This window comes from Streptomyces sp. NPDC047000 (assembly GCF_040644295.1).
Lineage (GTDB): Bacteria > Actinomycetota > Actinomycetes > Streptomycetales > Streptomycetaceae > Streptomyces.
On record NZ_JBEYWE010000025.1, the window covers coordinates 82267 to 96976 of the forward strand.

13 protein-coding genes are annotated in these 14710 nt (G+C 71.7%); all 13 read right to left on the minus strand.

From position 1 onward, the window contains the following. Positions 1 to 7 precede the first annotated feature (7 nt). A complete protein-coding gene (metK, locus tag ABZ862_RS30145) occupies positions 8 to 1216 on the minus strand; it encodes a methionine adenosyltransferase (RefSeq protein ID WP_360964795.1) in 1209 nt (402 codons plus the stop codon). Between the two features lie 237 nt (positions 1217 to 1453). Beyond that, the gene (gene coaBC / locus ABZ862_RS30150) at positions 1454 to 2656 is read right to left on the minus strand and encodes a bifunctional phosphopantothenoylcysteine decarboxylase/phosphopantothenate--cysteine ligase CoaBC (protein WP_360964798.1); all 1203 of its coding nucleotides are present in this window, start codon (positions 2654 to 2656) and stop codon (positions 1454 to 1456) included. 167 nt (positions 2657 to 2823) lie between these two features. Next, complete coding sequence (rpoZ, locus tag ABZ862_RS30155) at positions 2824 to 3096, minus strand: DNA-directed RNA polymerase subunit omega (RefSeq protein ID WP_005319902.1); 273 nt, start codon at positions 3094 to 3096, stop codon at positions 2824 to 2826. A gap of 101 nt (positions 3097 to 3197) precedes the next feature. Beyond that, positions 3198 to 3791 carry a guanylate kinase gene (gmk, locus tag ABZ862_RS30160; RefSeq protein ID WP_360964801.1) on the minus strand — a complete coding sequence of 198 codons (594 nt, stop codon included), beginning with the start codon at positions 3789 to 3791 and terminating at the stop codon, positions 3198 to 3200. Between the two features lie 59 nt (positions 3792 to 3850). After that, entirely contained in the window at positions 3851 to 4174 is a 324-nt protein-coding gene (locus ABZ862_RS30165; protein ID WP_003977346.1) for an integration host factor, read from the minus strand. Positions 4175 to 4486: 312 nt separating this feature from the next. After that, positions 4487 to 5347, minus strand: coding sequence for an orotidine-5'-phosphate decarboxylase (pyrF, locus tag ABZ862_RS30170; protein ID WP_360964804.1), 861 nt, complete (start codon positions 5345 to 5347; stop codon positions 4487 to 4489). Beyond that, on the minus strand, positions 5344 to 6450 hold the full coding sequence (locus tag ABZ862_RS30175; protein WP_360964807.1) for a quinone-dependent dihydroorotate dehydrogenase: 1107 nt from the start codon (positions 6448 to 6450) through the stop codon (positions 5344 to 5346). The genes pyrF and ABZ862_RS30175 overlap by 4 nt, the downstream gene beginning before the upstream one ends. Positions 6451 to 6516: 66 nt before the next feature. Next, on the minus strand, positions 6517 to 9834 hold the full coding sequence (gene carB / locus ABZ862_RS30180; RefSeq protein ID WP_360964810.1) for a carbamoyl-phosphate synthase large subunit: 3318 nt from the start codon (positions 9832 to 9834) through the stop codon (positions 6517 to 6519). Continuing rightward, a complete protein-coding gene (gene carA, locus ABZ862_RS30185) occupies positions 9827 to 10969 on the minus strand; it encodes a glutamine-hydrolyzing carbamoyl-phosphate synthase small subunit (protein ID WP_360964813.1) in 1143 nt (380 codons plus the stop codon). Before carA ends, carB begins: the two co-directional genes overlap by 8 nt. Continuing rightward, positions 10966 to 11556, minus strand: a complete 591-nt coding sequence (locus tag ABZ862_RS30190) for a hypothetical protein (protein ID WP_360964815.1) — start codon at positions 11554 to 11556, stop codon at positions 10966 to 10968. The genes carA and ABZ862_RS30190 overlap by 4 nt, the downstream gene beginning before the upstream one ends. Continuing rightward, positions 11553 to 12848 (minus strand): dihydroorotase, encoded by a 1296-nt coding sequence (locus tag ABZ862_RS30195; protein ID WP_360964818.1) that lies wholly within the window; start codon positions 12846 to 12848, stop codon positions 11553 to 11555. Before ABZ862_RS30195 ends, ABZ862_RS30190 begins: the two co-directional genes overlap by 4 nt. Positions 12849 to 12853: 5 nt before the next feature. Then, entirely contained in the window at positions 12854 to 13834 is a 981-nt protein-coding gene (locus tag ABZ862_RS30200) for an aspartate carbamoyltransferase catalytic subunit (RefSeq protein WP_360964821.1), read from the minus strand. A gap of 202 nt (positions 13835 to 14036) precedes the next feature. Further along, positions 14037 to 14693: a bifunctional pyr operon transcriptional regulator/uracil phosphoribosyltransferase PyrR gene (gene pyrR / locus ABZ862_RS30205; RefSeq protein ID WP_360964824.1), complete on the minus strand. Its 657-nt coding sequence runs from the start codon at positions 14691 to 14693 to the stop codon at positions 14037 to 14039. Positions 14694 to 14710 lie beyond the last annotated feature (17 nt).

The following is a 14710-nucleotide window of genomic DNA, read 5'->3' on the forward strand; positions in this document are numbered from 1 at the left end:
CGGACCCTTACAGACCCACGGCCCTGCGCAGTGCCTCCACGCGGTCCGCGCGCTCCCAGGTGAAGTCGGGCAGCTCACGGCCGAAGTGGCCGTAGGCGGCCGTCTGGGCGTAGATCGGGCGCAGCAGGTCGAGGTCGCGGATGATCGCGGCCGGGCGGAGGTCGAAGACCTCGTCGATCGCCCGCTCGATCTTCTCGGTCTCGACCTTGTGGGTGCCGAAGGTCTCGACGAACAGGCCGACGGGCTCGGCCTTGCCGATGGCGTAGGCGACCTGGACCTCGCAGCGGGCGGCGAGGCCCGCGGCGACGATGTTCTTGGCGACCCAGCGCATCGCGTAGGCGGCGGAGCGGTCCACCTTGGACGGGTCCTTGCCCGAGAAGGCGCCGCCGCCGTGGCGGGCCATGCCGCCGTACGTGTCGATGATGATCTTGCGGCCGGTGAGGCCGGCGTCGCCCATCGGACCGCCGATCTCGAAGCGGCCGGTGGGGTTGACCAGCAGGCGGTAGCCCTCGGTCTCCAGCTTGATGCCGTCGTCCAGCAGGGCCTTCAGCTCCGGCTCGACGACGAACTCGCGGATGTCCGGGGCGAGCAGGGACTCCAGGTCGATGTCGGAGGCGTGCTGCGAGGAGACGACCACGGTGTCGAGGCGCAGGGCCTTGTCGCCGTCGTACTCGATGGTGACCTGCGTCTTGCCGTCGGGGCGCAGGTAGGGGATGGTGCCGTTCTTGCGGACCTCGGTCAGCCGGGCGGCCAGCCGGTGCGCGAGGAAGATCGGCAGCGGCATCAGCGTGGGCGTCTCGTCCGTCGCGTAGCCGAACATCAGGCCCTGGTCGCCGGCGCCCTGCTTGTCGAGTTCGTCCTCGTCGCCCTCGACCCGGCTCTCGTACGCGGTGTCGACGCCCTGCGCGATGTCCGGGGACTGCGCGCCGATGGACACCGAGACACCGCAGGAGGCGCCGTCGAAGCCCTTCTTCGAGGAGTCGTAGCCGATCTCGAGGATCTTGCTGCGCACGAGGGTCGCGATGTCCGCGTAGGCCTTCGTGGTGACCTCGCCGGCCACGTGCACCAGGCCGGTCGTGATCAGCGTCTCGACGGCGACCCGGGAGGCCGGGTCCTCACGCAGGAGCGCGTCGAGAATGGTGTCGCTGATCTGGTCAGCGATCTTGTCGGGGTGACCTTCGGTCACGGACTCCGAGGTGAACAGGCGACGGGACACAACGCTCCCTGGGGTTGCAGCGGCTGCTGTCTGATCAGTGGTGGACGGACGGGGCTGCACCCGGCGTCGTCCGAGAACAGTTTATCGGTCGCACTCTGCCACCGGCCCAGGCGTCCCACGTCTCGGGAACGCTGTGACCTGCGGCACGGGCATTCTGCCCGTTACCCCGACGGGTCCGCCAGGGTAGCCACGCCCGAATGTACGGCGTCCGGTCGGAGCGCGCAGCGCATCATCCGTTCACCGCAGGCGCTCCGTCACCAGGTCCCACACGGTTTCGGCCAGGGCCTCCTTCGGACCGTAGGGCACCGGGGTCTCGCTGCCGTCGGCGCCCAGCACGACGGCCTCGTTCTCCTCGGCGCCGAAGGTCTTGCGCTCGCCCACTTCGTTGACCACCAGCAGGTCGCAGCCCTTTCGGGTGAGTTTGGTACGGCCGTTCGCCAGCACGTCGTCCGTCTCGGCGGCGAAGCCGACGATCACCTGGCCGGGGCGGGCGCGGCCGGCCGAGAGCTCGGCGAGGATGTCCGGATTCCGCACGAGCACGATCGGTTCGGGGTCCTGCCCGTCCCTCTTCTTGATCTTCCCGGCCGCGTAGACCGCCGGACGGAAGTCGGCGACGGCGGCCGCCATGACGACGGCGTCGGCGTCCGCGGCGGCTTTCAGCACCGCCTCGCGCAGCTGCACCGCCGTGCCGACCGGGACGACGTCCACTCCCGCCGGGTCCGGCAGCCCGGTGTTGGCGGCGACCAGGGTCACCCGGGCGCCCCGGGCGGCCGCGGTGCGGGCGAGGGCGTAGCCCTGCTTTCCGGAGGAGCGGTTGCCGAGGAAGCGCACCGGGTCGAGAGGTTCCCGGGTGCCCCCGGCGCTGACCACGACATGCCGCCCGGCGAGGTCCGGCCCGGTGACGCCGCGGGCCAGGACCCGGCGGCAGACCTCGAATATCTCGGCCGGGTCGGGCAGCCGGCCCTTGCCGGTGTCGGCGCCGGTCAGCCGGCCGACAGCGGGTTCGATCACCACGGCGCCCCGGCGGCGCAGCGTGGCCACGTTCTCCCGGGTGGCCGGGTGCTCCCACATCTCGGTGTGCATGGCGGGAGCGAAGACGACCGGGCAGCGGGCCGTGAGCAGGGTGTTGGTGAGGAGGTCGTCGGCGAGGCCGTGGGCGGCCCTGGCGAGGATGTCGGCGGTGGCGGGGGCCACGACGACCAGGTCGGCGTGCCGGCCGATGCGGACGTGCGGGACCTCGTGGGCCTCGTCCCAGACCTCGGTGGCGACGGGTCGGCCGGACAGGGCCGACCAGGTGGCGGCGCCGACGAAGTGCAGGGCGGCGGCGGTGGGGACGACCCGTACGCCGTGGCCGGACTCGGTGAACCTTCTGAGCAGCTCACAGGCCTTGTACGCGGCGATGCCGCCGCTGACCCCCAGGACCACCTCTGGCTTGTCCACCGTCTCTCCCGCCTCTCGGCTCCCGTGCGCCGGGGCGGTCGCACGTCCCCATCACACACCACAGGCCCGACAGGGTGCCGTCGGGCCTGTGGAAAACTCATGCGCGGTACGACCGTATGACGGACAGGGCACCGTGGTGCCCCGGTCGCCGTACCGGCGCCGCAGGACTACTGGGCCGGGCCCTCGATGGCCTCGGACGTCAGCAGACCGGCGTTGATCTCGCGCAGGGCGATCGAGAGCGGCTTCTCGTGGACGTGGGTGTCCACGAGCGGACCGACGTACTCGAGGAGGCCCTCGCCGAGCTGCGAGTAGTACGCGTTGATCTGACGGGCGCGCTTGGCCGCGTAGATCACGAGGCTGTACTTCGAGTCGGTGGCCTCGAGGAGCTCGTCGATCGGGGGGTTGATGATGCCCTCGGGCGCGGTGATGGAAGAGGACACGCTCTACCTTCCGATGGGTGGGAAAGAACCGGTCGGTGCGACCCGGTGGTCCGGCACTGCCCCGCGGAGCCGAAACTCCGGGACCGGCACGGGAATCACCATCACACCATGTCGACCAAGGCTAGCAGCTCGCGCGCCACGTCCTCGACGGAGGTGTTGACCAGCGTCATGTCGAACTCGGGCTCGGCCGCCAGCTCGATCTTCGCGGCGTCCAGCCGCCGCTCGATGACCTCGGGCGCCTCGGTGCCACGGCCGGTGAGCCGGCGCACCAGTTCCTCCCAGGAGGGGGGCGCCAGGAACACGAGCCGGCCCTCCGGCATGGTCTCGCGGACCTGCCGGGCGCCCTGGAGATCGATCTCCAGCAGGACCGGCACGCCGGCCTCCAGGTGCTCCAGCACGGCCGTGCGCGGGGTGCCGTAGCGGTTGCCCGCGAACTCGGCCCACTCCAGCAGTTCCCCGTTGGCGATGAGCTTGTCCATCTCGTCGTCGGTGACGAAGAAGTAGTGGACGCCGTGCCGCTCGCCGGGGCGGGGCTTGCGGGTCGTCGCCGACACCGAGAGCCACACCTCGGGATGCGCCTTGCGCATATGGGCGACGACCGTGCTCTTGCCGACCCCGGAGGGGCCGGAGAGCACGGTCAGCCGCGGACGTGCGTCCGGGGGTACGGGGGACGTCCCCCGGGGTGTTGCAGCCATGCCGCGATTATTCCAGCAATCGCGCCGTGCCCGGGACGGACCGCCCCGGGCACCCGGACTCAGGAGCCCGTGCTGCCGAACTCACGCTCCAGGGAAGCGATCTGGTTGGAGCCGAGGCCGCGGACCCGGCGGCTCTCGGAGATGCCGAGTCGCTCCATGATCTGCTTGGCGCGGACCTTGCCCACGCCGGGCAGCGACTCGAGCAGGGCGGAGACCTTCATCTTGCCGATGACGTCGTTCTCCTGGCCCTGCTTGATGACCTCGTGCAGGGAGGCGCCGGAGTGCTTGAGTCGATTCTTGACCTCGGCCCGCTCCCGGCGAGCCGCGGCGGCCTTTTCGAGCGCGGCTGCGCGCTGTTCAGGGGTAAGGGGCGGAAGAGCCACGCCTACGTCACCTCGGATGTCGAACTGTCGGATACGGACCGGTGAGGAACCTAGTCGCCCCACACCTGGGGAGGCACGGGCAACACGCTCGCCCGTTCTCCCCCACTGTTGCCTTGAGGGCGTGGAAGGTGCCCCCACTGCTCGGAGACTAGCGGTCATGCGCGCCAGAGTCAGCGAGAACAGCGGAAAAGTCCTGGTCAGCCTCCGCCAGGCCCGACATTCTGGACAAATTGCCCCGGATTTGAGGATCTGTTAAGGCTCCGGTGCCGCGGAATCCGCCGGCCCGCGGGCGAGGACGGCTGCCCGGGACGCTCAGGCACCCGCCCGCGCGAGCCGGATCCCGTCCGCGAAACGGTCCACGGCGTCACGCAGCGCGACGACGCCGGGGCCGTACCGCAGCACACCCCGGCTGACGTTCGGCACGACAGCGGGGAGCGCGGCGCCGAACACCGCCGGGAGATCGGTCGGCGTGGCCCCCTGGGCGCCGACGCCGGGCGCGAGGAGCGGACCGTTGATCTCCAGGTCGTACGAGGACAGGTCACCCAGCGTGGCGCCGACGACGGCCCCGAAGGATCCCATCGGGGTCTCCCCCGCGTTCTCGGCGGCCAGGTGGGCGAGCATCGTCGCCCCGACCGTGCGCCCGTCGGGCCGCACCGCGTGCTGCACCTCGCCGCCCTCCGGGTTGGACGTGAGCGCCAGCACGAACAGCCCGGTGCCGGTCTCCCTGGCCAGCGCGACCGCGGGGCTGAGGGAGCCGTAGCCGAGGTACGGCGAGACGGTGAGCGCGTCCGAGGACAGCGGGGCGCCGGGGCGCAGGAACGCCTCGGCGTACCCGGCCATGGTGGAGCCGATGTCGCCGCGCTTGGCGTCCATGACCACCAGGGCACCGGCCGACCGGGCCTCCTGGACGGTCCTCTCCAGCACGGCCCAGCCCCGCGAGCCGAACCGCTCGTAGAAGGCGCTCTGCGGCTTGAGGACGGCGACCCGGCCGGCCGTCGCCTCCACCACGGTGCGGCTGAAGCGCTCCAGGCCGGTCACGTCGTCGTCCAGGCCCCACTGCGCCAGCAGCGAGGCGTGCGGGTCGATGCCGACGCACAGCGGGCCGCGCTCGTCCATGGCCCGGCGCAGCCGCGCGCCGAAGGGTTCCGGGGCGGTCGGTTCCGGGGCGGTCATACGGGCTTCCTCACGTCGGCGCCGACCGCGTCGGCGAGGGTGGCGTACGGGCTGGTGCGCAGCCGCGCGGCGATCCCCTTGTGGATCGCGCGCGCCCAGAAGGGGCCCTCGTAGATGAAGGCGGTGTAGCCCTGGACGAGCGTGGCGCCCGCCAGGATGCGCTGCCAGGCGTCCTCGGCGGTCTCCACGCCCCCGACGCCCACCAGGGTGATCCGGTCGCCCACGCGCGCGTGGAGGCGCCTCAGCACCGCCAGGGAGCGTTCCTTGAGGGGTGCGCCGGACAGCCCGCCGGTCTCCCCGGTCAGTGCGGGCGGGGAGGCCAGTCCGAGGCCCTCGCGCGCGATGGTGGTGTTGGTGGCGATGATGCCGTCCAGGCCGAGTTCGACGGCCAGGTCCGCGACGGCGTCGACGTCCTCGTCGGCGAGGTCCGGGGCGATCTTCACCAGCAGCGGCACCCGGCGGTGCGCGACGGTGCGGTCGGCGGCCTCGCGGACGGCGGTCAGCAGCGGGCGCAGCGCCTCGGTGGCCTGGAGGTTGCGCAGCCCGGGTGTGTTCGGGGAGGACACGTTGACGACGAGGTAGTCGGCGTACGGCGCCAGGCGCTCGGCCGACTTCACGTAGTCGTCTGCGGCGTCCTTCTCCGGGACGGTCTTGGTCTTGCCGATGTTGACGCCGACGACGGTCCTGAAGACCGGCTCGCGGGAGGCCAGCCGGGCGGCGACCCGCAGGGAGCCGTCGTTGTTGAAGCCCATGCGGTTGATCAGCGCCCGGTCCGGGACCAGCCGGAACAGCCGCTTCTTCGGGTTGCCCGGCTGGGCCTCGCCGGTCACCGTGCCGATCTCGACGTGGTCGAAGCCCAGCATGGCCATCCCGTCGATCGCGACGGCGTTCTTGTCGAAGCCGGCGGCGAGTCCGAAGGGGCCGTGCATCCGCAGCCCGAACGCCTCGGTACGGAGTTCGCGGTGGCGGGGCGCGAGGGCGGCGGCGAGGAAGGTGCGCAGCACCGGGACGCGCGCCGCGAGCCTGATCCAGCGGAAGGCCAGGTGGTGGGCGAACTCCGGGTCCATGCGCTTGAAGACCAGGCGGAAGAAGACTTTGTACATGTCGGTGTCCTAGGGAAGCCTCATGAGAAGGGGGGACACCGTGTGCGGTGTCCCCCCTTCCGGCCGCTAGTCGCGGGCCGCGGTCAGGTGTCCGGCGTGTTCCTGGAGGGAGCGCACGCCCACGTCGCCGTGGTTGAGGGCGTCGATGCCCTGCACGGCCGCCGCGAGGGCCTGCACGGTGGTCAGGCAGGGCACGGAGCGCGCCACGGCCGCCGTGCGGATCTCGTAGCCGTCGAGCCGGCCGCCGGTGCCGAACGGGGTGTTGACGATGAGGTCGATCTCACCCTCGTGGATGAGCTGGACGACCGTCTTCTCGCCCGCCGGGCCGGGGCCCTCGGACAGCTTGCGGACCACGGTGGCGTTGATGCCGTTGCGCCTGAGGACCTCGGCCGTGCCGGAGGTGGCCAGCAGTTCGAAGCCGTGGGCGACGAGTTCCCGGGCCGGGAAGATCATCGACCGCTTGTCGCGGTTGGCGACCGAGATGAAGGCGCGTCCCTTGGTGGGCAGCGGCCCGTACGCGCCCGCCTGCGACTTGGCGTACGCGGTGCCGAAGACGGAGTCGATGCCCATGACCTCGCCGGTGGAGCGCATCTCCGGGCCCAGCACGGTGTCGACGCCGCGACCGTGGATGTCGCGGAAGCGGGACCACGGCATGACGGCCTCCTTGACGGAGATCGGCGCGTCGAGCGGGAGTTCGCCGCCGTCGGTGTTCGCCGGGAGCAGGCCCTCGGCGCGCAGTTCCGCGACGGTCGCGCCCAGTGAGATCCGGGCGGCGGCCTTGGCGAGCGGCACGGCGGTCGCCTTGGAGGTGAAGGGCACCGTGCGGGAGGCGCGCGGGTTGGCCTCCAGGACGTAGAGGATGTCGCCCGCCAGCGCGAACTGGATGTTGATGAGACCGCGTACGCCGACCCCGCGTGCGATGGCCTCGGTGGAGGCCCGGAGCCGCTTGATGTCGTGGCCGCCGAGGGTGATGGGGGGCAGGGCGCACGCCGAGTCGCCGGAGTGGATGCCGGCTTCCTCGATGTGCTCCATGACGCCGCCGAGGTAGAGCTCCTCGCCGTCGTAGAGGGCGTCGACGTCGATCTCGATGGCGTCGTCGAGGAACCGGTCGACGAGGACCGGCCGGGAGGGGCTGATCTCGGTCGACTCGGCGATGTAGGCGGCGAGGCGCGTCTCGTCATAGACGATCTCCATGCCGCGCCCGCCGAGCACATAGGACGGGCGGACCAGGACCGGGTAGCCGATCTCGTCGGCGATGGCCTTGGCCTGGGCGAAGGTGGTGGCGGTGCCGTGCTTGGGGGCGGGCAGGCCGGCCTCGGCGAGGACCTGGCCGAAGGCGCCGCGGTCCTCGGCGGCGTGGATGGCCTCGGGCGAGGTGCCGACGACGGGCACCCCGTTGTCCTTGAGCGCCTGGGCGAGGCCCAGCGGGGTCTGGCCGCCGAGCTGGACGATCACACCGGCGATCGGTCCGGCCTGGGCCTCGGCGTGCACGATCTCCAGGACGTCCTCGAGGGTCAGCGGCTCGAAGTACAGGCGGTCGGAGGTGTCGTAGTCGGTGGAGACGGTCTCCGGGTTGCAGTTGACCATGACCGTCTCGTAGCCCGCGTCGCTCAGCGCGAAGGAGGCGTGGACGCAGGAGTAGTCGAACTCGATGCCCTGGCCGATGCGGTTGGGCCCGGAGCCGAGGATGATCACGGCGGGCTTCTCGCGCGGCGCGACCTCGCTCTCCTCGTCGTAGGAGGAGTAGAAGTACGGCGTCCGCGCGGCGAACTCGGCGGCGCAGGTGTCGACCGTCTTGTAGACGGGGCGGATGCCGAGCGCGTGGCGCACCTCGCGCACGATGTCCTCGCGCAGGCCTCGGATCTGTGCGATCTGCTGGTCGGAGAAGCCGTGCCGCTTGGCCTCGGTGAGCAGGTCGGGGGTCAGCTCGGGCGCCTCGGCGAGTTCGTCGGCGATCTCCTTGATCAGGAAGAGCTGGTCGACGAACCAGGGGTCGATCCGCGTCGACTCGAAGACCTCCTCCTGGGTGGCTCCCGCGCGGATGGCCGCCATGACGGTGTTGACGCGGCCGTCGGTGGGGCGCGCGGCCTCGCGCAGCAGCCGGTCCTTGTCGGCCGCGGAGCCCGGCTCGCCGGCGAAGTCGAACTGGCTGCCCTTCTTCTCCAGGGAGCGCAGCGCCTTCTGGAAGGCCTCGGTGAAGTTGCGGCCGATGGCCATGGCCTCGCCGACGGACTTCATGGTGGTGGTCAGCGTCGAGTCGGCCTGCGGGAACTTCTCGAACGCGAAGCGGGGTGCCTTGACGACCACATAGTCGAGCGTCGGTTCGAAGGAGGCGGGGGTCTCCTGGGTGATGTCGTTGGGGATCTCGTCGAGCGTGTAGCCGACGGCGAGCTTGGCGGCGATCTTGGCGATCGGGAAGCCGGTCGCCTTGGAGGCCAGGGCCGACGACCGCGACACGCGCGGGTTCATCTCGATGACGATGACCCGGCCGTCCTCGGGGTCCACCGCGAACTGGATGTTGCAGCCGCCGGTGTCGACGCCCACCTCGCGGATCACGGCGATGCCGATGTCGCGCAGGATCTGGTACTCGCGGTCGGTGAGGGTCATCGCCGGGGCGACGGTGATCGAGTCGCCGGTGTGCACGCCCATCGGGTCGAAGTTCTCGATGGAGCAGACGACCACGACGTTGTCGTGCTTGTCGCGCATCAGCTCCAGCTCGTACTCCTTCCAGCCGAGGATGGACTCCTCCAGGAGCACCTCGGTGGTCGGCGACAGGGTGAGGCCCTGGCCGGCGATGCGGCGCAGTTCGTCCTCGTCGTGGGCGAAGCCGGAGCCGGCGCCGCCCATGGTGAAGGAGGGCCGGACCACGACGGGGTAGCCGCCGAGCTCGTCGACGCCGGCGAGGACGTCGGCCATGGAGTGGCAGATGACGGAGCGGGCGGACTCGCCGTGGCCGGTCCTCTGCCGGACGGCCTCGACGACGAGCTTGAACTGCTCGCGGTCCTCGCCCTTGTGGATCGCCTCGACGTTGGCGCCGATCAGCTCGACGCCGTACTTGGCGAGGACGCCGTTCTGGTGGAGCGAGATGGCGGTGTTGAGCGCGGTCTGGCCGCCCAGGGTGGGCAGCAGGGCGTCGGGGCGCTCCTTGGCGATGATCTTCTCGACGAACTCGGGGGTGATCGGCTCGACGTACGTGGCGTCGGCGATCTCCGGGTCGGTCATGATCGTCGCCGGGTTGGAGTTCACCAGGACGACGCGCAGGCCCTCGGCCCTCAGGACGCGGCACGCCTGGGTGCCGGAGTAGTCGAACTCGGCGGCCTGGCCGATGACGATCGGGCCGGAGCCGATGACCAGGACGGACTGGATATCGGTGCGCTTAGGCACGCTGGCCCTCCATCAGGGTGACGAAGCGGTCGAAGAGGTAGGCGGCGTCGTGCGGGCCCGCTGCCGCTTCGGGGTGGTACTGGACGCTGAACGCCGGGCGGTCCAGGAGCCGCAGCCCCTCCACCACGTCGTCGTTGAGGCAGACGTGGGAGACCTCCACGCGGCCGTACGGCGTGTCGGAGACCCGGTCGCGGGGCGCGTCGACGGCGAAGCCGTGGTTGTGCGCGGTGACCTCGACCTTGCCGGTCGTACGGTCCTGCACGGGCTGGTTGATGCCGCGGTGGCCGTACTTCAGCTTGTAGGTGCCGAAGCCGAGGGCGCGGCCGAGGATCTGGTTGCCGAAGCAGATGCCGAACAGGGGCGTGCCGCGTTCCAGGACGGCCCGCATGACGGAGACCGGGTGGTCGGCGGTGGCGGGGTCGCCGGGGCCGTTGGAGAAGAACACGCCGTCCGGGTCCACCGCGTACACCTCCTCGGCGGTGGCGGTGGCGGGCAGGACGTGCACCTCGATGCCGCGTTCGGCCATCCGGTGCGGGGTCATGCCCTTGATGCCGAGGTCGACGGCGGCCACGGTGAACCGCTTCGGCCCGATCGCGGGGACGACGTACGCCTGCTCGGTGGCGACCTCGGCGGACAGGTCGGCGCCGGTCATCTCGGGGGCCTGGCGGACCTCGGCGAGCATGGTGCCGTCGTCGGGGAGGGCGTTGCCGGAGAAGATGCCCACGCGCATGGCGCCGCGCTCGCGCAGATGGCGGGTCAGGGCGCGTGTGTCGATGCCGCTGATGCCGACGACGCCCTGGTGGCGCAGCTCCTCGTCCAGCGAGCGCCGGGCGCGCCAGTTCGAGGGCAGGCGCGCGGGGTCGCGTACGACGTAGCCCGCGACCCAGATGCGCTTCGACTCGGGGTCCTCGTCGTTGACGCCGGTGTTGCCGACGTGCGGGGCGGTCATGACGACCACCTGGCGGTGGTACGAGGGGTCGGTGAGGGTCTCCTGGTAGCCGGTCATCCCGGTGGAGAACACCGCTTCGCCGAAGGTCACCCCCACGGCCCCGTAGGCGCGGCCGCGGAAGGTACGGCCGTCCTCCAGGACGAGTACGGCGGGAACCCTGGCGGCTCCCCTGGCGGAGGTTGTCATCGTGCGCCTTCCGTCTTGTTGATCATCTCGTTCAGCGTGGCGACCCACTCGGTGTGCTCGGCGGCCCGGTCGGAGCGGAACCCGGAGTCGATCAGCCGGTCGCCGTGCGCCCAGGTCACCACGAGCAGTCCGCCCTCGGTGAGGACCTTGCCCGCGATGCCCTTGTCGAGCCGGGCCCCGCGCAGTGCCGCCACGGGCACGAAGAAGCCGGCCGCCCCGGGGCGTACGACGTCCAGGCCCGCGTCGGTGAGGGTGAGCCCGGCCCGGCTGCGGGTGCCGAGGCCGTGCGCCACGATGCGGTCGAGCCACTGCCCGGCGGTGGTGGAGCCGTGGTAGCGGCCGCTCATGGTCAGTCTGGCCGGACCCGGCTCCTCGGGCGCGCCGGGCAGCGCGGGCAGGTCGCCCTGGAGGGTCGCGCGCCATTTCCAGCCCTCGCGCATCAGCCACCAGACGAGGGCGACGAAGAGGGCGAGGCCGACCAGCCAGCCGATACGGGCGGCCCAGTCGGTGACCTCGGCCGACTTCCTCCCGGCGGCGAGGAGACCGGCGCCGGGGAGACCGGCGGCGAGCGGCGTTCCAGGTGTCACGTGAGCTTCCCGTCGAAGAGCGTGGCCTTGCCCCGGAGCCACGTGTGGGTCACACGGCCCGGCAGCTCACGCCCCTCGTACGGGGTGTTGCGGCTGCGCGAGGCGAAGCCCGCGGGATCGACCCGGCCACGGTATGCCGTGTCGACGAGCGTGAGGTTGGCGGGTTCGCCTGGCGAGACGGGGCGGCCGTGCCCCTGGGCCCGGCCGATCCGGGCCGGTGCGAAGGACATGCGGTCGGCCACCTCGGCCCAGCCGAGGAGCCCGCTGTCCACCATGGTCTCCTGGACCACCGACAGGGCGGTCTCCAGGCCCACCATGCCCATGGCGGCGGCGGCCCACTCGCAGTCCTTGTCCTCGTGCGGGTGGGGGGCGTGGTCGGTGGCGACGATGTCGATCGTGCCGTCGGCGAGCGCCTCGCGCAGGGCGTGCGTGTCGCGCTCGGTGCGCAGCGGCGGGTTGACCTTGTAGACCGGGTCGTAGGACCGCACCAGTTCGTCGGTGAGGAGCAGGTGGTGCGGGGTGACCTCGGCGGTGACGTCGATGCCGCGGGACTTGGCCCAGCGGACGATCTCGACGGACCCGGCGGTGGAGAGGTGGCAGATGTGCACCCGGGAGCCGACGTGCTCGGCGAGCAGCACGTCGCGCGCGACGACGGACTCCTCGGCGACGGCCGGCCAGCCGCCGAGACCGAGTTCCGCGGAGACGACGCCCTCGTTCATCTGGGCGCCCTCGGTGAGCCGCGGCTCCTGGGCGTGCTGGGCGACGACTCCGCCGAACGCCTTCACGTACTCCAGGGCCCGCCGCATGATGACGGCGTCGTGGACGCACTTGCCGTCGTCGGAGAAGACGGTGACGCCGGCCGCCGACTCGTGCATGGCGCCCAGTTCGGCGAGCTTCCTGCCCTCCAGGCCGACGGTGACGGCGCCGACGGGCTGCACGTCGCAGTAGCCGTGGTCCCGGCCGAGCCGGTAGACCTGCTCGACGACGCCCGCGGTGTCGGCCACGGGGAAGGTGTTGGCCATGGCGAAGACGGCCGTGAAGCCGCCGCTCGCGGCGGCGCGGGTGCCGGTCAGGACGGTCTCGGAGTCCTCGCGGCCGGGCTCGCGCAGATGGGTGTGGAGGTCCACCAGACCCGGCAGCAGCACCTTGCCCGCGGCCTCGACGGTCTCGGCGCCCTCGGTGTCCCCGGCGGGCAGGCCGTTGCCCACGGCCGCGATCACGGAGCCGTCGATCAGGACGTCCTGCGGCTCGCCGCCGAGCACCCGCGCACCGCGGATCAGGATCTTGCTCATGGGTCTTACCTCTCCTCGGTGGTGCGGGTGTGGGTGACGGCGGGTTCCATGCCGCCGAGCAGGAGGTACAGGACGGCCATCCGGATGGACACGCCGTTGGCGACCTGCTCGACGACGGTGCAGCGGTCGGAGTCGGCGACCTCGGCGGTGATCTCCATGCCGCGGACCATCGGGCCGGGGTGCATCACGATGGCGTGCCCGGGCATCTTCGCCATGCGGTCGGCGTCGAGGCCGTAGCGCCGCGCGTACTCGCGTTCGGTGGGGAAGAAGGCGGCGTTCATGCGTTCGCGCTGCACGCGCAGCATCATCACCGCGTCGGACTTGGGAAGGGCGCTGTCGAGGTCGTAGGACACCTCGCAGGGCCAGGTCTCCACGCCGACCGGGACCAGGGTGGGCGGGGCGACCAGGGTGACCTCGGCGCCGAGGGTGTGCAGCAGGTCGACGTTGGAGCGGGCGACCCGGCTGTGCAGGATGTCGCCGACGACGGTGACCCGTTTGCCGTCGAGGTCGCGGCCGAGCCCGGTGTCCCGGCCGACCAGCCGGCGGCGCATGGTGAACGCGTCCAGCAGCGACTGGGTGGGGTGCTGGTGGGTGCCGTCGCCCGCGTTGATCACGGCGGCGTCGATCCAGCCGGAGTTGGCGAGACGGTAGGGGGCGCCGGAGGCGCCGTGCCGGATGACGACGGCGTCGACGCCCATCGCCTCCAGGGTCTGGGCGGTGTCCTTCAGGGACTCGCCCTTGGAGACGCTGGATCCGCGCGCCGAGAAGTTGATCACATCGGCGGACAGGCGCTTCTCCGCGGCCTCGAAGGAGATCCGGGTGCGGGTGGAGTCCTCGAAGAAGAGGTTGACGACGGTGCGGCCGCGCAGGGTCGGCAGTTTCTTGATGGGCCGGTCCGCGACCCGGGCCATCTCCTCGGCGGTGTCGAGGATCAGGACGGCGTCGTCGCGGGTGAGGTCGGCGGCCGAGATGAGATGACGCTGCATCTTTCAGGCTCCGTGGCTGGGCAGTACGGGGAAACGGGGACCGGGGTGCTCCGCGGCGGGCAGGGCGGAGCGAGGCCCCCGGCGGGGGCGGCCGGGCGGGGCGTCAGGGGCGCTGTGGGGCGTCCCCGGGCGCCGTCCGGGCATGCGGGCGCGCGAGGGCGCGCCCGCCGGGTGTGGGCCGGGTTCCGGGGCTGTGCGGGCCCTAGGACCGGCCCGGGCCGGGGGTGGTCCGCTTCGCGCCGAGCAGCACGGTGTCGCGGCCGTCCTCCTCGGCGAGCAGGACCTTGACCGTCTCCCGCAGCGACGTGGGGAGGTTCTTGCCGACGTAGTCGGCCCGGATGGGCAGTTCGCGGTGCCCGCGGTCGACGAGGACCGCGAGCTGGACCGCACGGGGGCGCCCGATGTCGTTCAGGGCGTCGAGGGCGGCACGGATGGTGCGGCCGGAGAAGAGCACGTCGTCGACGAGGACGACCAGGCGGCCGTCGATGCCGTCACCGGGGATGTCGGTGCGGGCCAGCGCGCGGGGCGGCTGGAGGCGCAGGTCGTCGCGGTACATGGTGATGTCGAGGGAGCCGACCGGGATCGTGCGGCCGGTGACCTGCTCGAGCTTGGCGCCGAGCCGCTGGGCGAGGAAGACGCCGCGGGTCGGGATGCCGAGGAGCACCACGTCGTCGGCACCCCTGGCGCGTTCGACGATCTCGTGGGCGATGCGGGTGAGCACCCGGGCGATGTCGGGCGCTTCGAGTACGGGCCGGGCGTCGGGCACCGCGGGCGGCTCGCCGGCGGAGCCCTGCGGACTTTGTCCGAGCGTGTCGTCGTACCGGTCGGGCTGAGCGGATGATGCGTGCTGTTCGTCCATGGGACGGACCTCCTTCT

Excerpts from the sequence above, each read along its gene's own strand:
- ABZ862_RS30200 (WP_360964821.1), bottom strand. The coding sequence starts at position 13,834 with ATGCAGCGTCATCTCATCTCGGCCGCCGACCTCACCCGCGACGACGCC.
- ABZ862_RS30195 (WP_360964818.1), bottom strand. The coding sequence starts at position 12,848 with ATGAGCAAGATCCTGATCCGCGGTGCGCGGGTGCTCGGCGGCGAGCCG.
- gmk (WP_360964801.1), bottom strand. The coding sequence starts at position 3,791 with ATGGCTGCAACACCCCGGGGGACGTCCCCCGTACCCCCGGACGCACGT.
- carA (WP_360964813.1), bottom strand. The coding sequence starts at position 10,969 with ATGACAACCTCCGCCAGGGGAGCCGCCAGGGTTCCCGCCGTACTCGTC.
- ABZ862_RS30175 (WP_360964807.1), bottom strand. The coding sequence starts at position 6,450 with ATGTACAAAGTCTTCTTCCGCCTGGTCTTCAAGCGCATGGACCCGGAG.
- pyrF (WP_360964804.1), bottom strand. The coding sequence starts at position 5,347 with ATGACCGCCCCGGAACCGACCGCCCCGGAACCCTTCGGCGCGCGGCTG.
- pyrR (WP_360964824.1), bottom strand. The coding sequence starts at position 14,693 with ATGGACGAACAGCACGCATCATCCGCTCAGCCCGACCGGTACGACGAC.